Raw genomic sequence first — 25019 nt, 5'->3', positions numbered from 1 at the left:
GTTCAACATTATTTCAGCTATTTATATAAGAATTAAGTAGAATTTTGTCTTTTTGTCACAAATAGTGTCATTTTGTTAAAAGTAGGACATATTCGTAGAATAAAATGTAAGGAATATAAGGTTTTTTTGCGTAATTAGAAATAAATACCTTATAAGGATTCAATTGGATGACATTCACCTTGTAAACTTGTTCTCTTTTCCAAAATAAAAATCCTGCTTTTCAGCAGGATTTTATTAGACATAGCAGACTTTTAACTGGTGATTTAATTCGACTTCAGCACTTAGTAAATCTGACACAAATTGCATACCATAGCCGTTTAAATAATACATAATATTCCACATGCGTTCTTGTGGAGCATTGTAGGGACGAAGAGCAAGTTCAATTTGAGCATATTTTGAATGCTTCACATCGTGCTTAATGAGCTGTTTGGATTCGACAATCTTTTGAATGGTTTCAAACTGCTTTTGAATAATCGCTCGATTTTTAAGCATGACTTCATCAAATGTTTTGTCTTCTTTTTGAATATTTTCACGAAGAGTTTTATGAATTTTTTCAAAATCTTCTTTCGCTTTTTCAAAATACATTTCGTACGGGTTGTGAACTTCTGTCTTAAGCCAGTGCTCCCTCTCTGCATCTACGCCTTTGTTAATGACATTCGAAAGGTCTAACTGAAGTTCATCCATATACTTCTCGATATGTCTTTCTACGATTGCATAGGATAACCTCGGAACCACGGGAGGCATTTTAAAGCTAAATAAAGAAAATGCTTTTTCAAGCTCTGCCCAATACGCTACTTCCCCTGGACCTGCAATAAACGCAAGGGTAGGAAGTAAGTACTCCTGCATAAGGGGTCTAGTCACAACGTTATTACTAAGAAGCTCTGGCGTTTGTTTAGCAATTTGAACCAGCTCTTCTTTAGACAGCGCGAGTTCATTTTGCTTTCCAACAAACTGCTCTTGCTCTGCGTCTCTTTCTAAAAGTACTCTGTTTTCGTTGTGTGAATAAAAGAGATGAGCCGTTTCTTCTCCCACTTCAATCATTCGTCCGTATTGTTTTTGAATCTCTGTTTGCTGTTCCATAACGGCTGACGATAATTTGTCATTTTGTTCAATTAACGTCACAAAGAAAGAAGATTCAATGCTGCGCACTTCTTTAGAAGCTGCATCCATTAAAATAAGACCTGACTCTGCAAACAATGTGGTAACCAAATGAGCAAAGAAATCGACATAGGTACGTGATTTATCTAACGCCTCTAAAACAAAGTGTAACACCTGATTTGTATGCGCCGTTTCGTTAAACGTTTGAAAAACATCACGAACCCAGCTTCTACAGGCTTCCTGATCTAATTCGATTTGAGAAACCATTTGCTTTTTCTTTAAAGAATGCTTTAACGTTTTCTTTAAAAGCTGGTTTTTATGCTCTGTGTATACATGGTTGATCTCAGCAAAATCATGATCTTCTCCAGCAATCCAAAATACCGGAAGCACGGGCACGTTTAGAGCTGCCTCTTGTTGTTTAGCTAGCAGCACAATTGAAATCACTTTATGAATGGTGTACAAAGGACCCGTAAGCAGCCCCGCTTGCTGACCTCCAACGACCACTACGCTGTTAGGATCTTTTAGCTTTTCAATATTTTCAATCGTCTTAGAAGATGCTCCGTAGCGCTTATTAAAATCAAGCAGATACTCAGCAAGCTGTTCTCTTGGATAAGACTGCTTTTGAACGTCCGCTAAACGTTTTTCATATACGTCTTTTTCGTGTATATTATAATGAAAAAAGGAAAGTGCTTGCTTTTCACCTTTTATGTAATCGTTCGTTAGTTTGTTTCCCGCCTTTAAAGAGACGTCTGTAATCTCCATGAAAGAACTTCCTTTCTTTTCCTAATACTTATATTCTCTACATATAGCTTCATTATCCATAATGTAACTGCTCACGTCTAGTAACATGCTTTACAGAGAGGAAATACGAAAAGCGATTCCACCTATATTTAACACAATATGTGCAATAAGAAACAAAACGAAATTCATTCGAAAGAACCCTTTCGCAATAAGCTTCATTTCTAAGTCATGTTTGACTTTCCAATGTACAAACATCATAATCATTGCCACAACTAAAAGGACTAACGCAATCAACCACAAAAAAGAGTGCCCAAAAATTTCCACAGCTGCATAATGCACGGACAAAATAAGAAAAACCGTAGTAATGTACGTTGCTATGTGGACAGATTTCCTTTTATTTTTCGTCAGTTTGCGTAAAAGCATGTATAGAATAAAAAAACCGACGAGCGGCAGAGTGACAAACGTCGCAAAAACGCCAGCAATAAAACTTCCCATGTTACTCACCCTTTTCTTCTTCGATTCCTTTTATTGACCTATATAAAAAGTCAACAATAGGCGTCGACGTTCTTTTTTCAGCAGCTTGTGTTTGGATATAACCTAAGATAGCATCAATCTCGGTTTGCCGCCCCTCCTGTATATCTTTTAGCATAGAAGATTGATTTGTACTCGTGCGCGAACAAACCCCCAGCGCATTTTCCCAATAATTAAAAGCTGAATCCAGTTTTAACACATCTGCAATCTCTTCATACAATAGACGCATCGTTTTATAAAAGTAGCTGTTGTGAATCAGCTGCCCATTTTTCACGCGATACAGCGCCGTAAGAGGATTAATGAGCGCATTTACAACTAATTTCTTCACCAGCATCGCATACCAATCTTTTTCAATTACCCAAGGAAAATTCACAATCGGTAAGATAGACTCCATTTCTCCTCTGTACGAAGCAATACGGGTTGTTCCTATTCCTGTATGATGGACGCTATCCATATTTGTACGCATTGCCCCATGTTCAACTGTACCCAAATAGAGAGTGCGCTGCGGGAGGTTTTTGAGAATTTCAATATGGCTCATACCGTTTTGGATAAACAAAAGGGGAGTATGTATAGTAAGGGTTTTAATAAAAGGAATAATCTCTTTTAAATGATACTGTTTTACAGTAATAATGATTAAATCTGCTTCTTTTATGTTTTTTTCCAGAGGGATAGCACTGACTTTTTTCGTGTGATGTTCCCCTTGTCTATGTAAGGTAATTCCATTTTCGTTAATACACTTTGCTTGAGTTGGTGTTTTCGTGTACAAGGTTACATCATAACAATCTGATAAATACGCGCTAAACAACAGACCTAATGATCCGCCTCCAATAATACCTATAGTTTTCATCGTATTTTTTGTTCCTCTTTCTATTATTGAGTTTCATTTTAGCAAAAAAATGCTTTGAATTAAATGCATTCTTTAAATTTTACCTATTCATATAGCCCGTGTGATTAAAAATCACCGGGCTTATTGTAAATTATTTAGAGTGATCCCGTTTTTTTCTATTATACGGGATACACCGGATGTTTACGACGGCTAAAGGTCACATTCTTTGTTTCATATAATCGAAAGCGGTCAATTAACGTTCGACGCAGTTCGTTAGCAGGAACGATGTCGTCAATAATAAGTTCAGATGCCAGCGTATAGATATCGATGTGTTCTTTATACTCTTGCTGTTTCTGTTTAACAAACATGAACCGCTCTTTCGGATCTTCAATTTCATTAATTTTATTAGAATAGACGGCATTTACTGCAGCTTCAGGACCCATTACGGCAATTTGAGCAGTAGGCAATGCAATGCAGCAATCTGGTTCAAAAGCCGGACCAGCCATAGCGTAAAGCCCTGCGCCATAAGCTTTACGCATGACTACGGAAATTTTAGGAACTGTAGCTGAACTCATCGCTGCAATTAATTTGGCTCCATGTCTAATGATGCCAGCTCTTTCTACTTTGGTTCCAATCATAAATCCAGGCACGTCAGCTAAAAACAGCAAAGGAATATGGAATGCATCGCACAGTTGAATAAATTTTGCGCCTTTATCTGCTGAATCTACAAACAGCACTCCCCCTTTAACTTTTGGCTGATTAGCAACAATCCCTACTACTTTTCCATCTATTCGTGCAAGCCCTGTTACCAATTCGGCAGCAAACAGTTTTTTCACTTCAAAGAAGCTCCCTTCGTCAATAAGGGTATCAATTGCTTCATAGATATCAAATGGAACATTTTGATTCTCCGGAATTAGTTCTACTAAATCTTTTGTCTGCTTAGGCTCTTTAGCTTTTTGTACTTTAGGCTTCTCTTGATAGTTTTGTGGAAAGTACGTTAAATAAGATTTGGCATACGAAATAGCTTCTTCTTCAGAATAAGCCAGCACATCCCCGCACCCGCTAACGCTGCAGTGCATATGCGCTCCTCCCATTTCTTCTAGCGTAACCTTTTCTCCAATAACGGCTTCGGCCATACGCGGCGACCCTAAGTACATAGAAGCGTTCCCATCTACCATCACAACAATATCACAAAATGCAGGGATATAAGCCCCTCCAGCTGCTGACGGACCGAAAAGCAAACAAATTTGAGGAATGACGCCGGAAAGTTTTACTTGATTGTGAAAGATCCTTCCAGCTCCTCGGCGGTTTGGAAACATATCTAATTGATCCGTAATACGAGCTCCCGCGGAATCCACCAAGTACAGTAAAGGCACATGCAGTTTTTCCGCTACTTCTTGAATCCGAATAATTTTCTCTACTGTTCTGGCCCCCCAAGACCCTGCTTTTACAGTAGAGTCATTAGCCATTACACAAACCGTTTCACCGTTTACTTTTCCAATTGCGGTTACAACACCGTCTGCCGGCAACCCTTGGGCTTTATTATTTGCAAACATGCCGTCTTCTTCATATTTCCCGTCATCAAATAAAAGAGCTAAACGTTCTCTTACAAAAAGCTTCTGTTGCTTTGCAAGTTTCTCTTTGTACTTTTCAGCGTTGCCCCGCTCTACTTTTTGACGGTTTTCATCATATTTTTTCTGAGATTCACCTGTATGTATCATGATATCCCCCCTTTATGAGTTATGAAATAGTCACCAAAACGTCGCCTTCGTTAACAAAATCCCCCACCGCTATATGGACCGTCTCTGCAATACCGGCTTGATCGCTTTCAATAGGAATTTCCATTTTCATAGATTCTAATACAACAACAACTTCTCCTTTGGCTACACTTGCTCCTTGCTGAACAAACACATTAAATACCATGCCTGCCATTGTCGCTTTGATTTCACTCATTGTGGTGCTCCTCCTTTATTTAATACTGTTGATAATAACGATGTGTTGTAGGCGCCTTTTTCATATAACTCTTCATTTAACAACTGCTTAAATAGAGGAATATTTGTTTTGATTCCCTCTACAACAGCTTCTGTAAAATATGATTTAGCTAGTTCAATTGCATTTGAACGCGTACGACCAGTAATGATAACCTTTGCAATCATTGGATCATAAAAAGGTGTAACCGCATTCATATCACTGTAGCCGCTATCTACGCGCGCGTAGGTTCGCTCCGGCAAGTGATAACCCGTAATTTTCCCCGGAGCCGGTAAAAAAGTAAACGGATCTTCTGCATAAATTCGAAATTCAATGGCGTAGTTATTTGCTGCTATTTCCTCTTGCATACGAGGAAGCTTTTCACCGCGCGCAGCTAAAATCTGCCACTTAACTAAATCGACCCCTGCAATTTGCTCGGTGATCGGATGCTCAACTTGCAGCCGCGTGTTCATTTCAAGAAAATAAAAATTTTCGTCTTCATCCACGATAAACTCCACCGTACCCGCATTATAATAGCCGATTGCTTTAGCCGCTTGAACGGCTTGGTTTTGCATGGCTTGTCGCGTACTTTCTTTTAAAGAAAGCGCAGGGGCTTCTTCAATCACTTTTTGATTTCTTCTTTGTACAGAACAATCGCGTTCAAAAAGATGAACGACATTACCATGCTGATCTCCAAAGACCTGTACCTCGATATGTTTTGCGTTTGTGATAAGCTTTTCAATAAACATTCCTTCATGACCAAAATATGCTTTTGCTCTTGCTTTTGTTGAGGCATATACTTGTTTTACTGCTTCTTCGTTATCGCAGCGCACCATCCCAATTCCTCCGCCGCCTCCGCTTGCTTTTAACATAACGGGATATCCAATTACCTCCGCTACTTTACAAGCCTCTTCAACCGACGTCACATCACCTTCGCTGCCGGGGACAACAGGTACACCCGCTTCTTTCATCGCAGCGCGGGCAGCAATTTTGTCGCCCATCATCGAAATGATTTCGGGAGAAGGACCGATAAAACAAAAACCTTCATCAATCGCTCTTTTAGCAAATGCACTATTTTCCGATAAAAATCCATATCCAGGATGAATGGCGTCTACTTTTTCTTCATGACTAATTCTAAGCAGCTCTTCCACATTCAAATATGACTTTTGCACAGGAGGCTCTCCAATTCGACGTGCTTTTGTAGCCGCTTGAACATAAGGAAGTTCTGCATCTGCATCGGAATAGACAGCCACCGTTTCAATGCCCATTTGTTTGCATGTATGAATAATACGAAGAGCAATTTCTCCTCGATTTGCAATCAGTATTTTTTTCACCTTTCTCTCCCCTTTCCTCAAAATTCTACTTTCCCCCATATAATTCTACAATAATTTTAAAACTCCTCTACAATTTTTGAAAACGCTTTCTATTTGAATTCTGTTTCCCTTTTGCCTCCTTTCTAAAAAGTGATGTTTATAGTAATGTATTCCTCGTATTTAACCGAAAGAATTCATTTTTCTTTGTGCGCATTGAATATTCGTTCACCAATCACGAAAACAGAATATTTTGTATTTTTGTTATATAATATTAGATGAACGAACCAATCCAGTTCGTTCATCTAGCAAGGAGACATAACAAGGGGGATATGGGATGAATTACGAAGTGAAGCATTTAAAAATTAATTTTAAAACGCTAGAAGAGTTCAAGAAATTCAAAGAATATGGCATTCAAGAACTTTCAATGCTAGAAGAATTACATGCCAAGATTTCCGATAATGAAATAAATTCTCCGTTTTACGGCATTTATTTTGGAAATAGCTTAGTGGCTCGCATGAGTCTCTATAAACGAAACAAACAGTACGATCAATATTTCGAGCCGCCTCAAACGTATATTGAAGTGTGGAAACTTGAAGTGCTCAGCGATTTTCAGCGCAAAGGATTAGGTCAAACGCTCGTTGAATATGCCAAATCCTTTCAATTACCTATCAAAACAAGCCCGCGAGTAAAATCGAGTGATTTTTGGTCAAAAATGGGGTTCGTACCTGTAACGTATGATATCGATCGTGATTTGGGAGAAAACCCTCTTATTTGGCTACCAAACGGTGTAAGCGAACAAAAATAAACAGCTGATTTCCAGCTGTTTATTTTATATCTATGTGGTATATATGATCAACATGAAGTAGGGAGCATTCAAGCTATCGCTTTACTTTTGAACTTTTTCTAAATTTAAATTTTTATCCACTTGAAATTTCACTTTTCTACTTTTTTCATCCTCTTTTAATACAACCATTTTACGAGCCCTCTCCATAATTTCAATAAGAGCTTTATAGTCATCTTCCACAATTAACAAATTGTTTTGCAAAGCTTTTTTTTCTTTTTCCAAAATCGTTACTTTCTCTTGTAAACGTTCAATCTTTTGCTGCAGTTCTTCATTAGCTTCGAGAAGCTCCGACGAGTGTTTTTGCCCTTGATCTACATTTTCTAAATACTTAATTACCTCATTAAGCGAAATATGTTTCTCTGCTTCCATATATGATAAGCGTGCAGGCTGCTCGTCGTCTTTTGAAACAGTTCTTGCTTTTAATTCTTTTCTCTGTTTTTTCGCAAGGTCAATACCAGTCTTGTATTGTTTGCGCACAAAAGAATTCCAGCGGAAGCCACAAGCTGCTGATGTTCGTGTAAGTTTCTTCCCCACTTCTTCAAATGCAGCTAGCTGAGTGCCACCTTCACGTATATGACGCAGTACAATTTCTGCGAGTAATAAATCTTCATCATGAGTCCATGCATCTTGACGAGAAGAAGTCATTTTTCTATCCCTCCTTATCCGTACTTATTAAATGAATATGCACCTACTAGATAAGATAGACTATTGTTCCTCTTCTCAATCAAGAAAATCTTTCATATACTTTGAAGCAAAATGGGAAACCCGTGATTCTTTCATCTTTCGCTTATTAACTATATTGCTATGGAAATGCAGTTCATAACTATGTTTTTTTAACGATGACCTTTTGAACCGCTTCTTCATGCTCAGGCGATTCCCACAATATCGAACAGCGATGAATTTCTTGTTCCATTCGATTCCAAACCCGGCTTTGCTCCCATTTCTCAATAGCGATTTCTTTGTAAGCTTGCACTACTTGGGTCGATTTATGAGTAATAGGCGCTAACCACTCCTCACACCTCATAGTTAGCTCTTTAAACGACGTAACATAGGAAAGAAATCCAATTTGCTTTGCTCGTTCTACTCCATACAGCTGAGCACTGTAGATCATTTCCATCGCTTCTTGATACCGCAGCTTTTCAAGAAGAATGGTTCCTCCTCCCCAGCCTGTTGTAATTCCTAAATTCCCTTGAATAAAGCCCATTTCGCTATGTGTTGCACTTATACGGAAGTCACATGCAATCGCAAGCTCACATCCCCCCCCAACCGATGTTCCATTCAAAAGGGCAACTGTTGGTTTTGGGAGCGTTAAAATTTCATAAAGAATTCTCCCCATTTTCGTTAACATTTGAGACGCCTCTTTCGAAGTCTTTAGCTCATGAAATACGCTTAAATCTCCTCCACTGCAAAATGCGTCTGAACCAGCACCTGTAATTACAAAAGCTTTTACTAACTGATTATGTTTCACATAATCTACAGCTTGCTGCAGTTCATTCATCACATCATAATCAATAGCATTACGCTTTTCAGGGCGATTAATCACAAATGTAGCAATGCCTTGGCTTGTAGTAAACAGCTCGCTTTTTTTCATGCTTTTTCCTCCTTATGAACAAGGTATGAATCCTTTTACAACAGTAATTGTTTATTTAAAAAGAGTTCTTGTTCTATAAGAAAAATCCTTCTCTTCCAAAGGGCAGAGAAGGAAAAAAGGCAAAAAAATAAAAGACCCTTTAAGAGGGTCTTTTATTTAAATAAGCAATTATTTGCTTACTACGTCATTTCCTTTGTAAGTACCACAAGCTTTACATACGCGGTGTGATAGTTTCATTTCACCACAATTTGGGCACTCTACCATACCAGGAACTTGTAATTTAAAGTGCGTACGACGCGTTCTTTTCTTCATTTTAGATGTTCTTCTAAAAGGTACAGCCATTATTCCCACCTCCTTAAAAGAATTTTAAAATCATATGAAGGCCCGAAAGCCGGATCTTCGCATTTTTATTTCTTTTTGTCTTTAAAGAAATTTTCGAGTACGGCTAAGCGGGGATCTACTTTTTCCTGCTGTTCTTCTTCGGTAACAACTTCCCAGTCTTTTCCTGACTGTGGAGCTGCTCCTGCCGCTTGCTGATTTTCACTAAATACCTGCAGAGGAATTTCAACAATAATTAACTCTTGAATCAAAGGTTGTAAATCAACCGTTTCTCCCTCTACAATGCGTACTTCAGCATCTTCTTCATAATCAGCATTCACATTCAATAAAAACGTTTCAGTTGCGTTAATTTCAAACGGATACGGAACGTCAACTAATGTACGAGCACAAGGCAACGTCATTTCTCCTGAAATTTTAAGGTGAAACGTTACTTTCGAAGAGCTAATGTCGGCTCTTCCTTTCACCTTTACATCTGACATTCTACGAATTTGAGGATCAGCATTCATAAACTCTTTGCCGTCAATCACTTCGTCAAATGTTAGACCTTTATTTTGCAACTGATACAATTGATGTATTGTCCATTTCATTGTTAATCACCTCAAGGCAACAAAGGTTATTATAGCTTTCACAAGATTATTTGTCAATATTTTTTCTTTACACTATAATGTACTTAAATATGCTTTTTTGTAAAAATTTCTTACTTTCATAAAAAAACGTTTTTAAAACAAAGAGCTAGACTAAAAATAATAAATTAAAAGGAGACATTATGCAAGCAGTTGGAATAATTGTCGAATATAATCCTTTTCATAACGGACACGCTTATCATTTGCAGCAAGCCAAACAACAAACCGGAGCAGATTGTGTGATTGCTGTGATGAGCGGGCACTTTTTGCAGCGCGGAGAGCCTGCTCTAGTATCGAAATGGTCCCGCACAAGAATGGCTTTAGCCGCTGGTGCAGACTTAGTCGTTGAATTACCCTATGCTTTTTCTACTCAAAAAGCTGAAACATTCGCAAGCGGCGCTATTTCTATTTTGGAATCCCTTCACGCTGACTTTGTATGCTTTGGCAGCGAAAATGGCAATATTGACTCATTTACCCGCACCGCTGATTTGCTCGAAGCTCATGAATCAGAACTATCTGCCTTAATTCAACAAGAGATGAAAAAAGGAAACAGTTATCCAAAATCAGCTTCCAATGCTTTCTTACAGCTTTTCACGGAGGCTCCTATTGATCTATCTCAGCCAAATAATGTGCTTGGAATGAGCTATGTAGCTGCCATAAAAAAACAGCATGCATCTATTAAACCATATACAATCACTCGAATTCAATCACATTATCACGATGATTCCCTGTCTTCCTCTTTTATTTCAAGCGCTACAAGCATACGTAAAGCTATTTTTGACAGCAGCAGCCATGGGGACCTGGGCAAGCATATGCCAGTTAGTACAGCAAACGAATTAGCAGCTTACAAACAAGCACACGGACAGTTTCATCATTGGGAGCACTATTTCCCATTTTTGAAATACAAATTATTAACTACTCCACTTTATGACTTACAGCGTATTTATGAAATAGAAGAAGGTATTGAACATCGACTGCTATCTTATATTTCTTCATCTACTTCATTTGAAGATTTTTTAACAAATGTTAAAACGAAGCGATATACGAGAACCCGTTTACAGCGCATGTGCGTTCACCTTTTAACCAATACAACAAAAAGTGAGATGCAACAAGCTGATCCTTATATTCGCTTATTGGGAATGTCAAAGACCGGACAAGCCTATTTAAAAACAATTAAGAAAAAGCTGTCCCTTCCTATTGTATCCACTGTATCGCAATGTAAACTAAAAGAAATTGATACCGATATTAAAGCGACACATGTTTATAGTATGCCGTTTCAGGAGCCTCTGCGCTCTCAGTTTATGAAACAAGAATATACGCAGCCTCCTATCATTTGGCCATAAAAAAATCGTCTGCAAGAGACGATTTTTTTATGGTTTCAGCTTTTCTAAATAGGTTACGGCATCCGAAAATGAATCTACGGGTACAATTTTCATATCACTGTTTATTTTTTTGGCTGTCTTCACTGCTTCTCGGTAGTTAGAGCCAGCAGCCCCTTTTTCATTTGGTGCAAAGAAAATCTCTGCTCCTTCTTTATCTGCGGCTACAATCTTTTGTGAAATACCTCCGATTGGTCCTACCTCTCCTTTATCATTGATAGTCCCTGTACCTGCAACGCGGTGGCCTTTTGTCATGTCTTCTTTAACAAGCTGATTATAGATTTCAAGTGAGAACATCAGTCCCGCTGAAGGCCCCCCTATTTTTTCAGTATCAATATGTATATCGGGCTTGACTTTTAATTCTTGGTTCGTTTCTAAGGCAATTCCTAGGCCTACTCGTTTCGGCTCGTCAGGAAATGCTTTAACTTTTAGAGTATGTTTGCTTTCTTTGCCATCTCTTTTTACATAAATTGATACTGAATCTCCTGCTTTTTTAGTCGATACGTAGTTGATTAAGTCCTCAGCAGTTTGAATTTTTTTCTCATCTACTTTTGTCACGACATCTCCAACATGAAGTTTTCCATGTGCAGGCATATTTTCTACAACATATGTAACATATACGCCTTTATTGTGGTAGGAAACGCTCTTTCCAGCTGCTTCATATGCTACTGAAATAGCGGCATTTTTTGACGTATCCATCATATGTAATTGCCTTGTCGAGTAATCTTCATCGCTTTCACCCTGCTGCAAAATTTGCTTTGTAGGGAAAATTTCATGAAAGTCCTGTATTTTCGCAAGACCATATGAAAGAGGAGTTGCTCTGCCCATTCTTACAGTTGTAAGCATAAACGTCCCTTTTTCATGGTATCCATCTTCTACCTTAATAATAGGCGCAAGTTCTTCTGCCATTCCAGGCTTTGTAATGTAGTACGGCAATGGATAAAAACAAAGCATTGCCACCACTGCAATAACAGCCAAATATACCAAAATTCTAATTCTAGATTTCACTTTTTTTGTTCTCCTTCCAATGATCAATTGCTTGTAGAATAGAAGGCAACTGCTCATGTGCTGCTTGTTCACCAATTGACATCATTTCTTGAATGTTTGTAAATGCTCTGGAACTAAAAGTATCGAGATTAGGACGAATCATAACGTCTGAAGCAATAGTTCGGTGAGCTACTAGCTCATCTTGCAAAATATCTAAACTTTGCATAATGACATCAAAAATGGAGCTGATTTCTGCATTCACTTTCGCTTTTGATACATCGACTCCAATGACAATATCAGATCCCATCTCTTTTACAACCGATACAGGAATACGGTCCACTACCCCGCCGTCTACAAGCAATCGCCCATCAATTACTTCGGGAGCAAAGATTCCTGGAATTGAAATACTTGCTCTCACCGCTTCAGCGATAGGTCCTTTTTTAAACACCACTTTCTCGCCTGTTTTCAAATCTGTCGCTACAATGGCAAACGGTATAGATAGCTGTTCAATGGTTCTATTTTGCGTAAAGGTGCGAACCAACGATTTTACTCTGTTGCCTGTAATAAATCCCATTTTGGGCACGGTAAAATCCAAATAATACTTTCGTTTGAACGTTAGCGCCATTTTATAAAGAGTTGTCAGTTCAATACCCGACGCATATAGTGCACCAACTAAAGCTCCCATGCTGCTGCCAGCTAGAAAATCAATAGGAATGTTATTTTCTGTTAGCGTTTTGATTACTCCTAAATGTGCAAAACCTCTAGCTCCACCTGAGCCTAACGCAACTCCTATTTTTGGGCTTTCCACTTTACCTGCCCCCTCGTTTTACCTTATAGACTTCTAAAAATGTAAAAACATTTGATGAGCTTCTCTATCATTGTTGCCCTGTCTTCGGTAGGACTATTCTTCATTTTCTATTTGTTCATTTAGTATGAAGCTAAAGATATGTTTTGCTCAATCCACGGTGGTTATTAAGCATTATACTATACTGAAGGTTGTTTTAAGAAATTCTTACTCTTCGCTTGCTGCGTATACGTTTTTTTACTCCTTGACTATCCTAGAAGTGCATTGATTTATGTATATGAATTGTATTTCCAAATGTGACAAGACGCCTTTTTATTCAGTATGAATTTATTTTCTCCTTACTCATAGGCATAAAGTCGATGCATAGCTTCGTATATTGATATATAGAAGAACTTGTACATTTGCCTAAAACTCCTCATTTCATTCGTATCAAAATGACGTGAGCTTAGAAAAGGAGATGAATCGTTCGTTGAATAAATCGATGGTGAAAACACTTCTGCTCGGGACGAGCGTAACGCTTCTCGCTATTGCGCTTATTGTATATCCAAAAGAAGCGCTAGAAGGTTCAGTAAGAGGTCTCAACACATGGTGGAAGGTCGTCTTTCCTTCTCTGCTGCCCTTTTTTATTGTTTCAGAAATGCTTATTGGGTTTGGCGTAGTGAAGTTCATTGGAATCTTATTAGAGCCGTTTATGAGGCCTTTATTCCGAGTACCTGGAGTAGGGGGTTTTGCTTTAGCAATGGGCATGGCTTCTGGGTTTCCTTCAGGTGCAAAAATCACTTCCCGGCTGCGCCAAGAAAAACAGCTAACAGCTATTGAAGCTGAAAGGCTCGTATCATTTACTAACTCATCTAACCCTATTTTTATTTTTGGAGCTGTGGCAGTTGGCTTTTTTCACAATCCAGCTGTCGGTATCATATTAGCTCTCTCTCATTACATAGGGAATATTTGTGTAGGACTGGTGATGCGGTTTTATGGATCAGCAAAACCTAAAGGACAAGTAATTCAAAAACCTTCTTTATCGTTAGCTTTTCACGAAATGCATAAAACGCGATTAAAAGATAAGCGTCCTATCGGGAAGCTTTTAGGAGATGCGGTTACTTCTGCAGTTCAATCTCTCTTAATGATTGGCGGTTTTATCATTTTATTTTCTGTATTAAACAAACTTTTATATGTGACTCATATCACGGCCGTTTTAAGCAGCGGTCTAGCTTATTTATTTTCCCTTTGTCATATAGGGACTGAGCTGAGCCTTCCCTTTATTTCGGGGCTTTTTGAAATTACGTTAGGAAGCCGCCTAGCAAGCGAAGCACCGGACACGCTGCTGTTTCATCAAATTATCATCGTTAGCTTTGTATTAGGCTTTAGCGGTTTCTCTGTTCAAGCACAAGTAGCTAGCATACTCGCCGAAACAGATATTCGATTTTTCCCGTTTTTTATTGCCCGAATTTTTCACGGCTGTTTTGCGGTAGTATTCACTATCTTTCTATGGGGTCCTCTTCGGGAATCCATTACTACTTTTCAAGCATCTGAAGGAGCACTGCCGGTTTTTTCTCACTTGGAGTCCGTTACGATTCTATCGCAGTGGCTAAACGTGTACGGCCCGCTCCTAACGATTTTTACGCTGTGCTGCTATATTTATCTATATTCAAAACGAGCGTTTCTTCATCGTTCCTAGTAAAAAAAGAACGTGACGTTTTCTTATCGGCAAAGAAAACGTCACGTTCTTTTTTATCTTATTTTTGAGACAGCTGTTCAAATTTTTCTGCAAGCGCTTCTCTAACAGGGGGAGGAACTAATTCAGAAATATTCCCGCCATATTTAGCTACCTCTTTTACAATACTAGAACTTAAAAACGAGTATTGATTATTTGTCATCATAAATAACGTTTCGATTTCTTTATCTAATACGCGATTTACAGATGTGATTTGCATTTCGTACTCAAAATCTGATACTGCACGCAAACCTCTTAAAATGGTCTTTGCCTGCTTTTCTTTTGCATACTCCATTAATAATCCGCTGTACGACTCTACTACCACATTAGGAAGTGATTTTGTTACTTCTTTCAGCAAAGCTACTCGCTCTTCCCCTGTAAATAGAGGACTTTTTGAGGAGTTATTTAAAACAACCACATAAATCGTATCAAATACATTTGCGCCTCGTTTAATAATATCAAAATGTCCATTCGTAACTGGATCAAAGCTTCCTGGACAAACAGCTATACTGCCCATACGTATCCCCTTTCTACATCTAACAGCTCATTGATTTATTCAACTGATTCTTCTTTCTTGTATGTATAAATAGAAACACCAATGATACCGTACGTTTCGCTTTTTATTTTTTCAAATAAACCAATCTCATTATCTAAATGTACATCATGAGAATGCTCCGCTACAATAATTCCTGTTTTTGTCAGAAGGTTTTCTTCACTTACCGTTTCGATAAGCGCTTTCAACTTTTGTGCTTTATACGGTGGGTCAAGCAAAAGTAAATCGACAGTCAGCTCCCTTTTCTTTATCGCTTTCAGTGCACGCTCTGCATCATTTCGATACACTTCAGCGCGGTCTTCTAACCGGCAGGATGCTAAGTTTGCTTTAATCGTCTGAATCGCTTTGCCATCCCGATCCACAAAAATGACTTTATCTATTCCTCGACTTAGAGCTTCAATTCCCAAGCCACCGCTTCCACCGAACAAATCAAGAGCTGTTCCACCTTCAAAAAACGGTCCAATCATATTAAAAATAGCTTCTTTCACCTTATCTGTTGTAGGGCGGGTTGAGTATCCTGGAACCGCCTTTAACGCATGGCCTTTATATAAACCTGCTACTACTCTCATCCTTATCACTACCTTACTTTTACTTCCTTATTCTTCATTATCCTAACATATTTTGAATTACAAAGACTAGCAAAAATCCTCAATTTATTCAATGCTGTATGCATTCTGTGCAATAACCCAGCAGCTTGCTTTTATGCTGGACTTTTACGACCGTCTCCTTAGATACACCTATGCAGATCATTCGGCATTTCGTTCATAAAAGATTTCCTTTACTTTAATATGTCATCATAAACGTAAATTTACCCTTTTTCTCTGTCATGTTATCAGTCTTTTATATTTTAAAAAGTGAATTTCACGAGACAGGTATATGAACGTTTAAAACGGACATACTGACTAGTAACAACATCATCTAACCGATGTTGTTGCCAACCGCGGAGAAGACTTACGTTTCCCCATAAGTTCTTCCTCCGGTTTCTCCTCTCCCTTTGCCTTCATCAAGGTGCTTGTAATCGCAGAGGTGATTACACCCCTTTATTGAAGGGCCCTACAATGAGTAGTTGTAGGGATTTTTTTATTTACTCCTAAAATATTCAGTGATACATTAAACTACGTGAGTTTGCTTTTTTAATACATAGAGGGGGAAATACATATGATTCAGCGTTTTATTGAGCTCGGAGAAGGGTATTCAGATATTTATGAGCTGTTAGAGATTGTCAAAAGCAACAAACATCGTCTTGCCCATCTTATTATGCTGCGAACAGTAAAAGAAGATCGACAAGTAGCTTCTTTTGTCGCTGTCTTGCATCCAACAGCTGAAGGGAATTTCCAACCGCTTTACGTTTGCCGAGAAGGAATTGTTTTAAAACAAAACGACAGCAAGCGCGTTGAGTTATTTAAACGAGCAGCTGAGGAAGCGGGAAAAGAAATTGTGGTACTCGATGTCAAACCATCTACTACCTTTCCAGAAACAGCACTATACTATCAGCACCTTATTGGCATTTTGCGAATGAACCGCTTTATTCCGCCAATGCAATAACCTCATCCCTGCCTATTCGTTTGCTAAGGCCAAGTAAAATAAAAAAAGGAATGTACATTACATTCCTTTTTTGTTTAAATTCCTATCTTATAGTCATATTCCTTCGCTTTATCCGGCTTTGAATTTTCGAATTCTGTTTTTAAAAACGGCCGATAAGAAGGATCTACTTTCTTCACAAAAGGTAGAGACTGAAGTTTATGGATTGTTTTTTCAATGCCATCTTGGTTGCAATATAAGACAACATACTTTAATTCTTTAGATACGTAATGTACATTTCCGTACTTTCGCAATGCTTTTGCTTGCTTAACAGAATGCACATACGCCACAATTCCTTGACGTTCAACAAACATATTTAGTTCCCCTTTTGCATACGTTATATTGGTTTTCTTTATCATAAATTCTTTTATATGAAGTAGGTGCTTTATGTATGAATTTAGATGATATCTGGATGCTCTTTCTTACTCATTTTAACGAGCACAGAGCTATTGAACAAGTCATTTTCAAAAAAATCACAAATATACCCTTTTTGTATATAAACACATCAATTGAGCGTAGAAAAATAGATGAGCTTCTAGAAGCTTCATCTATTTTTGCTACATCCAATACAAATGCTACGTGGCGCTCAAGTTTTGTCAGAAGTCAGCATCTTACTTATGTCTATCAGCACAGGTTTTACGTTCCACAGCGTAAAATGGCCTGCTGCGGAAATTCCTGTGCTGATTGCGTTCGATTTATACAGTGAACGGCTTATGCGCTGCACCCGCAGCTTCCACCAGATCCGCAGCCACCGCCGCAGCTGCTTCCCGTATCAAAAAACGGATTTCCCGTCGGTACTTTAACATGCTCTGAAACAGCTTGACCAAGGATAACGCTAATTTCATCAAGCAGTTTTTGCAATTCATTTTCTGCTTTTTTGAACGCAGCGATTGTCGCATGTAAATCAACTTGACGCTTTACATCACGTACTTGTCTCGTAATGGTTTTATAGTCAGGATGATATTTTCCAAATCGCTGAACATCCTCATACTGTTCCTTTATTTTCACAAATTGAGCAATTAATGCCTGTGCATGTGAATCTTTATTTAATCTATATAAACATTGACGATAGTTCTCGGCTACGTCTGATTGTAACACCATGTTCGCTACCTGATCAGACTCGTCGAGTAATTCAACAGTTCTCATTGTTGTCAGCATGGCTGTGCACCTCCGTTTTTATCTTATCACGTTTTGGATCTAAAGAAAAAGAACTTGCTAAAACAGATTACACTGATTTACTACAAGTTCTACTTTTTAACTATATAATTTCAACCGTAAAGGTATTCCTCACTTGATAACTTTCTTCTTTAGATTTCATCAGTTCAATCGTAACAGTATGAGATCCTTTTGGAAGATCACTTAAAACAAAGGCTGCTTGCTTCATTTCTTTAAATGGTTTTCCATCTACTGTGATTTGAAGGAATCCACTCTCTGTTGAAAATGAAAACCCGCTTAGAATACATTCGACGTATACGTTCTGTCCTTTCACATGCTGGTGTACCATCAGTGAAGGTTTTGTATTCATTGCACCAAACGTTTCAGCCGCCCGCGGTTGAGAGGAAGTTTTAGTCTCAGGTTTTGGTTTATCATGGTTGCATCCTAGCAGAGAAACTACACATAAGGCCGTCGTTAATAGTAAGCGCATAATACCATTCCTTTATCATTCGTTTCTCCATAGTGTTTACAAACTCTTTATTTTTACTCATGACGTGCAAAAATCTCTGCATCGCTATGTATGCAGAGATCATTGATTTTTCATGGATTGAAACATATGAAACATCATGTTTGCCATTTGAATCGAATTCGAAAACTTTTCAACTTTATGAGGAATGGTTTGTTTGTAGTAGTGTTTGGATTCTAATTCAAATTTCTCCAGTTCTTCAGGATTCCTAGATAAACGCCGGTACCACATTGGCTGTTCACGAACGAAGTCGTTGAGTTTAGGACGAGACTGCATATACTCGTATATATCTTTTCTCATTGCGTTTAATCTTTCCTAAAGCCAAATGGATTCCCTGGCCCGGAAGCTGCTCCTCCACCGGATGGCTTAGATGGCTGAAATTGCTGCAGTACTTGTTGAATATTCGAAATAGCGGAATTTACATTTGTGATATGATTTTGCATTTGATTCAAGTCCATGTTTTTTAGCGAGGATACAATTGTACCCATAATATCTTTTTTCTCCTCTGTGGCAGCAGCTGGTTCAGCCTTTTCACTTTCTTCTGAACGATATGCCTCCCACATTGGGTCTTCTGCACCGAATAAATACCAATCTTCATAAAGCTCTTTCCACGTTTTTTGCTGCTTTCGAACCTGTTCTACTAATTTGGGATGTGATTTTACAAATTGTTTAAATTCCACAACGGACGGATGAAGCTCTCGTTTGGTTTCCTTCACAGTCACTCACCTCATACTTAAATATAGCCTACTATATCTTAGAAAAAGAGAGCTCGTTTCGTGCGCCTATTTCAAAAATTTTTTATAGCTGTTTTTTTGAAGAAGCACGAACTGTGAACCAGTATGTAATGAAAATAGATAAAATGCTTAGCCAAAATGTAAAATAACCAATTTCAGACATATACGCATTGAGCATGCTGTATCTTGGCATCATAGAAAAAACGTAATCAATGATATCATTATGTACGGCCCATACAGCGGCAACCGCTACATGCCATAACTTAATCCGGTAAAACGGTACGTATAAAAGCCCTTGAAAAGCCATTGCTGCATGAGAAGCCATTAACATAAGCATCATCCAATCAATGTATCCTGTTAACACATAGACCAATACATTCATTATAACGGCCCAAATCCCGTATTTAAACAGCGTGACCATGGCTAAAGCTTCAAATAGTGAAAAATGTTTTCCGAGTAAAAGACCGATAAGTACGATAACAAAAAACAAGCTTGCCGTTGGACTATCAGGTACAAATAATAAAAACTTCTTAGGTGTTTCCGCTAATTGACTCCCATACCAAATATATCCGTAGATTGTTCCTAGTATATTTACAATCAGCAAAAGCGTTAAAAAACGCTTATCTTTTAAGGTATACCATAACCAAGCCATTCAGAAAGTCTCCTTTACATTTAATCTCTTCTTTATTATGTACAGTTTTTGGACAATAGCAAGCACCTATCTCATTGATATAAACCACAACATTAAATAAATTCAAAAAAACCAGCCTTTTGGCTGGTTTTCATTATTCTTTTCCTAAGTTTCCGACAAACTCCGAGAGCGTTTTCAATTCTTTATCTGAACCTTTGAAAACACCTTTTGGCATATTGCCTTTACCATTTTTTGCGATATTGGCGATTTCTTCAGGAGATAAATCAATTCCTGTTAAAGCCGGAGCCGCAGGGCCTCCCTGTAAATTATCACCATGACAGGTCAAGCACGTTTGCTTTTGCATAATTTTGTAGCCTTCTGAATTTTTGTCAATCGCTACTTCTTCTCTAATTTTCCCTTGCTCTTCACGTGCTTTCCAATCTACCTGTGTCGCTGACTGCCACGTTAGGAAAAAGACTGCTGCTATAGCCAGAAGCATGAATCCTGTCGCAAACGGTCTCTTAGCCGGTCTTCTTTCTGGTCCGCAATCAATGAAAGGAGCAAGCATTAATGCGCCAAATGCAATCCCAGGAATAATAAATGCACCTATAATATTATATGGACCAGAAGCAAATGAATATTTAAGCAATTGATATAGGAACAAAAAATACCAGTCGGGAAGAGGCAAGTACCCCGTATCAGTCGGATCGGCAATACGTTCAAGCGGAGATGGATGAGCGATGGTTAAACATAAATAACCAATTAAAAAAACTGCTCCTACCATCCATTCTTTTAGTAAAAAGTTTGGCCAGAATGCTTCTGTTTTCCCTGGAAATTCAGAGTAATCTTTTGGAATATTGGGTTTTCGTTCTGCAGGAACACGTGAATCTCCAACAAACTTCATCCCTTTACCACGATGCATGTTCTCCCTCCTTTTTCTCACTGTTCTAGTGAAAGTACTAACAACGGAGTATGTGCTTGATGCATATGATGACTAGTGTGATTGACTAATTGAATAAAGCGTATAAACTTTTATAGTGGTCCTGAAATTCCTTGTTTACGAATCATTAAGAAGTGGGCACCCATTAAGCCAAGCAGGGCTCCGGGTAAAAAGAATACGTGAATGGCGAAAAAGCGAGTTAGTGTTTGAGCACCAACGATGTCTGGATGTCCTGAGAGTAATGTCTTCACTTGCTGGCCTATAATTGGTGTGGATTCAGCAATTTGCAAACCTACTTTCGTTGCAAATAGCGCTTTCATATCCCACGGCAACAAATAACCTGTAAAACCTAAACCTAACATAACAAAGAAAATTAACACACCCACAATCCAGTTTAACTCGCGGGGTTTTTTGTATGCTCCTTGGAAGAAAACACGAAGTGTATGTAAAAACATCATGACGATAACCAAACTTGCTCCCCAGTGATGCATACCTCGAACAATTTGTCCGAAAGCGACTTCATTTTGCAGATAATAAACGGATTCCCATGCATTTTTTATATCTGGTACATAATACATGGTCAAAAACATGCCTGATAAAATTTGAATAACGGTAACAAAAAACGTCAATCCACCAAAACAATACACAAATGCTGAAAAGTGATGTGCAGGATTTACGTGTTCTGGCACTTCATGATCGGCCACATCTCGCCATAAAGGAGTAATATCTAGCCGTTCATCCACCCAGTCATAGATTTTATTCAACATTTTCTATGCCCCTCCTTGTGGTTTGGCTTTTCCTAGATATAACGTACCGCCTTTTACCTTTTGAACGTATACATCTAACGGTCCCATCGGTGGTGTCCCCGGTACATTTTTACCGCTTTTTTCATACATTCCCCCATGACAAGGGCAGTAGAAACGATGTGGATAGTTTTTGTCACCAGCCCAGTTAACCGTACAGCCTAAATGCTTACAAATTGGTGACAGCGCGACGATTTCACCTTTATCAGTTTTGTACACCCAAGCCGATCTTGGTTCTTCTGATTTATGCCACGCATCCACTTGCTTGATTTTAAAATCGACACGTTTCGGCTCTTTTGTAATGTCTTTAACCTGCGCTACAGCTACTAAATCCTGACCCGCTTCTTTTTCCAAAATTGGATCTACTGCAAAGCGCACCATTGGCATTAACATTCCAGCAGCCATAAATCCCCCTACACCAGTGAGCGTATAGTTTAAAAACTGTCGTCTTGATACCCGATCACCCATGCTTTTCCCCCCTTTAAAAAAGTTCAGTCCAGAGAATTTTGGACACATGATGGACCATTCTATTAAACTAGGACATAATCATGATATATTAATATTTCTGGAAGGTCAATACAATAAAAACCTAAAACATGGAAATAATCTTTATTTTTCTAAATTTTTCGTCATTATTTTGTTTGCGCTTCCATTGCTTATTCTACAGCCTTTTTAAACACTCCATTTCTCTACAAAAATCGGCAGGAGCTGTTGGACTTGTTCATGTATGAGCGTATACTTATGCGAGTCGTCTATATGCTCAAGCGGTAAAGCAGGTATCCAAATGCAGTGAGCCCCTATTTCTTTCTCATACTGCAGCCAATCTCGGTCGCTAGTAAGCACAAAAAGATGTTTGACTTCATTGTCATTTATATGCTCATTCCAACGAAGTAATGTTTCATAAACAGCAGCTACTCCATCTTTTTTTAAGTATGTAAAACTAGGTGTTAAAATCACTCTTCCTTTAAATTGTCTCTCTAACTCTTCAGTAAGAGCAGTCGTATATTCACTCATAGATGCAGTAAGCTTTAAATCTTCTCCGAAATCAATAGGAATGAGTGGAACCAATACAGTATCAACATAACTTTTGGATTGTAAATACACATCCATTTCCTTCGCCTGCAGCTTCAACTTTCTTCTCCTCTCAGCAAGCTTGCTAAGGCTTGTCTTATTTATTTTTCAAACTGAATAAGGAGATAAAAAAAGAGATTGACCTTTTTCTAAGAAGCTAGCCAATCTCTCGTTTATCTACTGTACATAATGGTTATTTAAATATTCGCTTAAGCGCTGAAATTCCTCTTTATCATTTTCATCTAATGCTTTATCAATTAGTTCCATGATTTTTGATCGTTGAAATTTCTGAATAGATTCTTCCAATATTTGCTCAGCTAATACTCTGTCTTTTTCATTTGTTTGATTAGCTTTTGGCATATACGGATTGTCTTCCAGTACAGCCACATATTGAGGCGATGAATACAACAATCGGAAGTTTAATTGAATATAAATGTCTTCTTCTCGATTCAAACGAATATCATGAAATGATTTTTCTGCATCGGTTGTCATGATATTTTCTTTATAAAAACGAAATGGAGGGTCTTCCACACAGTGCGTAGACATCACCATCCCGCGAGGACAAAACTGTGCTTGCTCAACGAAGTGAACTCGTTTCATCAATTGATCATGGCTCATCAAATAATTTAAAATCCATACACATTCTCTGCGCTTCAGCTGATAATTCGTTAAAAACCAGCGAACAAATTCTTTTTTCTCGTTGACAGTAACAGGGGTCGTCATATTCTCACTTCCCTCCTCTGTGTTTAAACTCTCAGTTAAAACACCTTTTACAGTTATTTATTCCACACGGCAGCAATAAAATCCTCTGAACTATTATTTATTCTTCTAATTGAAATAATATGTCTTGAATTTCATCTACTGTTGGATCCATGGCTAATAAAGCTTGGAAAATCCCCTTCGCTTTCGAGCGCTGTCCTTCTTCTAATAAGAAATAGCCATACTCTTCTAAAAACGCATACTCTTCTTTAAAAACAGTATATGCAGATTCGTAGTATTTTAGCGCTTCTTCATAATTTTCTAATTCCTGATAAGCTTTTGCTAAATCCCATTCAAAATGAGGATCATGCTCATTATATTCTTTGGCATGCTCGATATTCTCTACTACATCTTCATATCTCTCTTGACTCATATAAAGTTTAGAGAGAGTTAAAATAGCTTCAATGTACCCTGGATCTAGTGCAATCGCTTGTTGAAACGCCGATTCAGCCTCTTCTTCTAGACCGCGCTTTAATGCTATTTTACCTTTAAAAAAGTAAAGTTCTTTTTGAAATTCATCCTGCGCAATACCTTCGTTGACAGCCACCGCAGCCTCTTCTAGCATCTCTTCATGTTCATATGACTTTGCTAAATATAAATAAAGAGAATGGTACTCACGGTCTAACTCTTTTAGTTCTGTAAACTTTTCAATAGCGGTCTGATAATGACCTGCTTGATACGCTGAAATCGCATATTCAAATAGTGTGTTAATCTCAAGCTTATCTTTTAACGCTTGATCAAAGTAAGGAAGCGCTTCTTCGAACTGGCCGATACCTGCTAGACTTTCAGCTAATCGCTGACGAAGATCCGTACCGTTAAATTCTTTTTCTGTTTTTAGCAGCGTTTGATAAAAAGGAATTGCCTTTTGATAAATTCCTTGACTGCTGTAAAATTCACCGAGCCCAAAATCGATAACCGGCTCATTTGGAAGCATTTTTTTCGCTTCCATTAACTTTTGCTCACTTACTTCACTAAGGCCTTGCATTTGATATAAGTCAGCTACAAGAAGCAGAGCTGGCACGTAATTATCGTCTTCGCTGCTAATTTGATTTAAAATATGAATGGCTTCTTCTTCTTCTTCTAAATCAATGAGCATTTCAGCTTTTAATAAATACAGCTCGCCTTCTTCTGGGTATTTAGCGATGAGCTCGTCTATTAAAGGCAGCGCATCATTTACTAGTCCCCACTCCTGCAGCTGTTCAGCCATTAAAAACTTTTCTTCGTCTGTAGCTTTATCTTTCAATTCATGAATAAGGGCAAGACCTTTTTCAATTTCATTGGATTCTACGTAACCTATCGCGCGGTCTAGTTCTTTCACACACAATTCTCCTTTATTATTACATTCACTTTTTATATAAAAATAAAACGAATTAATTTTCTATTTTTCCAAACTCGAAGCAAGAACACATGCTTCTATACACAATGATAAAATAGTTTGAGCGTTTGTTCAACAAATCAATTTGAATACGCTTACATTTTTTTAGGTAAAAACGAGATTGAGACATGA

At 38.2% G+C, this 25019-nt stretch carries 31 protein-coding genes; 5 read left to right on the top strand and 26 right to left on the bottom strand.

Features of this window, described 5'->3' with window-relative positions; all coding sequences use genetic code 11:
* Positions 1 to 234 precede the first annotated feature (234 nt).
* From bshC to ACXAE4_RS06490, 6 genes are all read right to left on the bottom strand, one after another.
* Positions 235 to 1860: a bacillithiol biosynthesis cysteine-adding enzyme BshC gene (gene bshC / locus ACXAE4_RS06515; RefSeq protein ID WP_155017491.1), complete on the bottom strand. Its 1626-nt coding sequence runs from the start codon at positions 1858 to 1860 to the stop codon at positions 235 to 237.
* Positions 1861 to 1950: 90 nt separating this feature from the next.
* On the bottom strand, positions 1951 to 2334 hold the full coding sequence (locus ACXAE4_RS06510; protein ID WP_013058968.1) for a DUF3397 domain-containing protein: 384 nt from the start codon (positions 2332 to 2334) through the stop codon (positions 1951 to 1953).
* 1 nt (position 2335) lies between these two features.
* Positions 2336 to 3217 (bottom strand): 2-dehydropantoate 2-reductase, encoded by an 882-nt coding sequence (locus ACXAE4_RS06505; RefSeq protein WP_028411479.1) that lies wholly within the window; start codon positions 3215 to 3217, stop codon positions 2336 to 2338.
* Positions 3218 to 3375: 158 nt separating this feature from the next.
* Entirely contained in the window at positions 3376 to 4917 is a 1542-nt protein-coding gene (locus ACXAE4_RS06500) for an acyl-CoA carboxylase subunit beta (RefSeq protein ID WP_289578403.1), read from the bottom strand.
* A gap of 19 nt (positions 4918 to 4936) precedes the next feature.
* Entirely contained in the window at positions 4937 to 5149 is a 213-nt protein-coding gene (locus ACXAE4_RS06495; protein ID WP_013058971.1) for a biotin/lipoyl-containing protein, read from the bottom strand.
* Positions 5146 to 6498 carry an acetyl-CoA carboxylase biotin carboxylase subunit gene (locus ACXAE4_RS06490; protein WP_289578405.1) on the bottom strand — a complete coding sequence of 451 codons (1353 nt, stop codon included), beginning with the start codon at positions 6496 to 6498 and terminating at the stop codon, positions 5146 to 5148. Before ACXAE4_RS06490 ends, ACXAE4_RS06495 begins: the two co-directional genes overlap by 4 nt.
* Positions 6499 to 6811: 313 nt before the next feature.
* On the opposite strand from ACXAE4_RS06490, the gene ACXAE4_RS06485 reads away from it, so the two are divergent.
* A complete protein-coding gene (locus ACXAE4_RS06485; protein ID WP_013058973.1) occupies positions 6812 to 7282 on the top strand; it encodes an N-acetyltransferase in 471 nt (156 codons plus the stop codon).
* Positions 7283 to 7363: 81 nt separating this feature from the next.
* On the opposite strand, the gene ACXAE4_RS06480 is transcribed toward ACXAE4_RS06485, so the two are convergent.
* From ACXAE4_RS06480 to ACXAE4_RS06465, 4 genes are all read right to left on the bottom strand, one after another.
* A complete protein-coding gene (locus tag ACXAE4_RS06480; RefSeq protein ID WP_028411482.1) occupies positions 7364 to 7966 on the bottom strand; it encodes an RsfA family transcriptional regulator in 603 nt (200 codons plus the stop codon).
* A gap of 178 nt (positions 7967 to 8144) precedes the next feature.
* Positions 8145 to 8912 (bottom strand): enoyl-CoA hydratase/isomerase family protein, encoded by a 768-nt coding sequence (locus ACXAE4_RS06475; RefSeq protein ID WP_155010537.1) that lies wholly within the window; start codon positions 8910 to 8912, stop codon positions 8145 to 8147.
* Between the two features lie 168 nt (positions 8913 to 9080).
* The gene (gene rpmF / locus ACXAE4_RS06470; RefSeq protein ID WP_013058976.1) at positions 9081 to 9254 is read right to left on the bottom strand and encodes a 50S ribosomal protein L32; all 174 of its coding nucleotides are present in this window, start codon (positions 9252 to 9254) and stop codon (positions 9081 to 9083) included.
* Between the two features lie 65 nt (positions 9255 to 9319).
* Positions 9320 to 9838, bottom strand: a complete 519-nt coding sequence (locus tag ACXAE4_RS06465; RefSeq protein ID WP_154989723.1) for a YceD family protein — start codon at positions 9836 to 9838, stop codon at positions 9320 to 9322.
* A gap of 179 nt (positions 9839 to 10017) precedes the next feature.
* On the opposite strand from ACXAE4_RS06465, the gene ACXAE4_RS06460 reads away from it, so the two are divergent.
* The gene (locus ACXAE4_RS06460; RefSeq protein WP_154973124.1) at positions 10018 to 11217 is read left to right on the top strand and encodes a nucleotidyltransferase; all 1200 of its coding nucleotides are present in this window, start codon (positions 10018 to 10020) and stop codon (positions 11215 to 11217) included.
* A 27-nt stretch (positions 11218 to 11244) separates the two neighbouring features.
* On the opposite strand, the gene ACXAE4_RS06455 is transcribed toward ACXAE4_RS06460, so the two are convergent.
* Both ACXAE4_RS06455 and ACXAE4_RS06450 read right to left on the bottom strand, forming a co-directional pair.
* Positions 11245 to 12261 (bottom strand): SepM family pheromone-processing serine protease, encoded by a 1017-nt coding sequence (locus ACXAE4_RS06455; RefSeq protein WP_028411485.1) that lies wholly within the window; start codon positions 12259 to 12261, stop codon positions 11245 to 11247.
* Complete coding sequence (locus ACXAE4_RS06450; protein ID WP_099331258.1) at positions 12251 to 13048, bottom strand: patatin-like phospholipase family protein; 798 nt, start codon at positions 13046 to 13048, stop codon at positions 12251 to 12253. Before ACXAE4_RS06450 ends, ACXAE4_RS06455 begins: the two co-directional genes overlap by 11 nt.
* Positions 13049 to 13514: 466 nt before the next feature.
* On the opposite strand from ACXAE4_RS06450, the gene ylbJ reads away from it, so the two are divergent.
* A complete protein-coding gene (gene ylbJ / locus ACXAE4_RS06445) occupies positions 13515 to 14723 on the top strand; it encodes a sporulation integral membrane protein YlbJ (protein ID WP_033579758.1) in 1209 nt (402 codons plus the stop codon).
* A 58-nt stretch (positions 14724 to 14781) separates the two neighbouring features.
* On the opposite strand, the gene coaD is transcribed toward ylbJ, so the two are convergent.
* Together coaD and rsmD are read right to left on the bottom strand one after the other, a co-directional pair.
* On the bottom strand, positions 14782 to 15276 hold the full coding sequence (gene coaD / locus ACXAE4_RS06440) for a pantetheine-phosphate adenylyltransferase (RefSeq protein WP_013058982.1): 495 nt from the start codon (positions 15274 to 15276) through the stop codon (positions 14782 to 14784).
* A 35-nt stretch (positions 15277 to 15311) separates the two neighbouring features.
* Entirely contained in the window at positions 15312 to 15881 is a 570-nt protein-coding gene (gene rsmD, locus ACXAE4_RS06435) for a 16S rRNA (guanine(966)-N(2))-methyltransferase RsmD (RefSeq protein WP_099331259.1), read from the bottom strand.
* Between the two features lie 589 nt (positions 15882 to 16470).
* On the opposite strand from rsmD, the gene ACXAE4_RS06430 reads away from it, so the two are divergent.
* On the top strand, positions 16471 to 16857 hold the full coding sequence (locus ACXAE4_RS06430; protein WP_013084871.1) for a DUF7147 family protein: 387 nt from the start codon (positions 16471 to 16473) through the stop codon (positions 16855 to 16857).
* A 74-nt stretch (positions 16858 to 16931) separates the two neighbouring features.
* On the opposite strand, the gene ACXAE4_RS06425 is transcribed toward ACXAE4_RS06430, so the two are convergent.
* Positions 16932 to 17207, bottom strand: coding sequence for a YlbG family protein (locus ACXAE4_RS06425; RefSeq protein WP_013058985.1), 276 nt, complete (start codon positions 17205 to 17207; stop codon positions 16932 to 16934).
* A 77-nt stretch (positions 17208 to 17284) separates the two neighbouring features.
* On the opposite strand from ACXAE4_RS06425, the gene ACXAE4_RS06420 reads away from it, so the two are divergent.
* Positions 17285 to 17599 carry a hypothetical protein gene (locus ACXAE4_RS06420; protein WP_033579757.1) on the top strand — a complete coding sequence of 105 codons (315 nt, stop codon included), beginning with the start codon at positions 17285 to 17287 and terminating at the stop codon, positions 17597 to 17599.
* A 5-nt stretch (positions 17600 to 17604) separates the two neighbouring features.
* Here ACXAE4_RS06420 and ACXAE4_RS06415 read toward each other — a convergent pair whose 3' ends face one another.
* From ACXAE4_RS06415 to ACXAE4_RS06365, 11 genes are all read right to left on the bottom strand, one after another.
* The gene (locus tag ACXAE4_RS06415; protein ID WP_099331260.1) at positions 17605 to 18051 is read right to left on the bottom strand and encodes a YlbF/YmcA family competence regulator; all 447 of its coding nucleotides are present in this window, start codon (positions 18049 to 18051) and stop codon (positions 17605 to 17607) included.
* Between the two features lie 100 nt (positions 18052 to 18151).
* Positions 18152 to 18538, bottom strand: a complete 387-nt coding sequence (locus ACXAE4_RS06410) for a carbohydrate-binding protein (RefSeq protein ID WP_033579756.1) — start codon at positions 18536 to 18538, stop codon at positions 18152 to 18154.
* Between the two features lie 99 nt (positions 18539 to 18637).
* On the bottom strand, positions 18638 to 18874 hold the full coding sequence (locus tag ACXAE4_RS06405; RefSeq protein ID WP_013058988.1) for a YlbE-like family protein: 237 nt from the start codon (positions 18872 to 18874) through the stop codon (positions 18638 to 18640).
* Between the two features lie 5 nt (positions 18875 to 18879).
* Positions 18880 to 19290, bottom strand: coding sequence for a YlbD family protein (gene ylbD / locus ACXAE4_RS06400; RefSeq protein ID WP_033579755.1), 411 nt, complete (start codon positions 19288 to 19290; stop codon positions 18880 to 18882).
* Between the two features lie 82 nt (positions 19291 to 19372).
* On the bottom strand, positions 19373 to 19960 hold the full coding sequence (gene lhaT, locus ACXAE4_RS06395) for a lipoprotein heptaprenylglyceryl N-acetyltransferase LhaT (RefSeq protein ID WP_028411492.1): 588 nt from the start codon (positions 19958 to 19960) through the stop codon (positions 19373 to 19375).
* Between the two features lie 133 nt (positions 19961 to 20093).
* Complete coding sequence (locus ACXAE4_RS06390; protein ID WP_475235675.1) at positions 20094 to 20861, bottom strand: c-type cytochrome; 768 nt, start codon at positions 20859 to 20861, stop codon at positions 20094 to 20096.
* A gap of 110 nt (positions 20862 to 20971) precedes the next feature.
* A complete protein-coding gene (gene qcrB / locus ACXAE4_RS06385; protein WP_013058992.1) occupies positions 20972 to 21646 on the bottom strand; it encodes a menaquinol-cytochrome c reductase cytochrome b subunit in 675 nt (224 codons plus the stop codon).
* Positions 21647 to 21649: 3 nt separating this feature from the next.
* Positions 21650 to 22150, bottom strand: coding sequence for a QcrA and Rieske domain-containing protein (locus ACXAE4_RS06380; protein ID WP_013058993.1), 501 nt, complete (start codon positions 22148 to 22150; stop codon positions 21650 to 21652).
* A 204-nt stretch (positions 22151 to 22354) separates the two neighbouring features.
* Positions 22355 to 22813, bottom strand: coding sequence for a YpiF family protein (locus ACXAE4_RS06375; protein WP_028411494.1), 459 nt, complete (start codon positions 22811 to 22813; stop codon positions 22355 to 22357).
* Between the two features lie 117 nt (positions 22814 to 22930).
* Entirely contained in the window at positions 22931 to 23476 is a 546-nt protein-coding gene (locus tag ACXAE4_RS06370) for a ReoY family proteolytic degradation factor (protein WP_475235671.1), read from the bottom strand.
* A gap of 97 nt (positions 23477 to 23573) precedes the next feature.
* Positions 23574 to 24836: a tetratricopeptide repeat protein gene (locus tag ACXAE4_RS06365; protein ID WP_205689540.1), complete on the bottom strand. Its 1263-nt coding sequence runs from the start codon at positions 24834 to 24836 to the stop codon at positions 23574 to 23576.
* Positions 24837 to 25019: the final 183 nt, after the last annotated feature.

This window comes from Priestia sp. ABM2_011 (genome assembly GCF_056158845.1).
The sequence above is the reverse complement of the archived record's forward strand: the minus strand, read 5'-3'. Positions and strand labels throughout refer to the sequence as shown.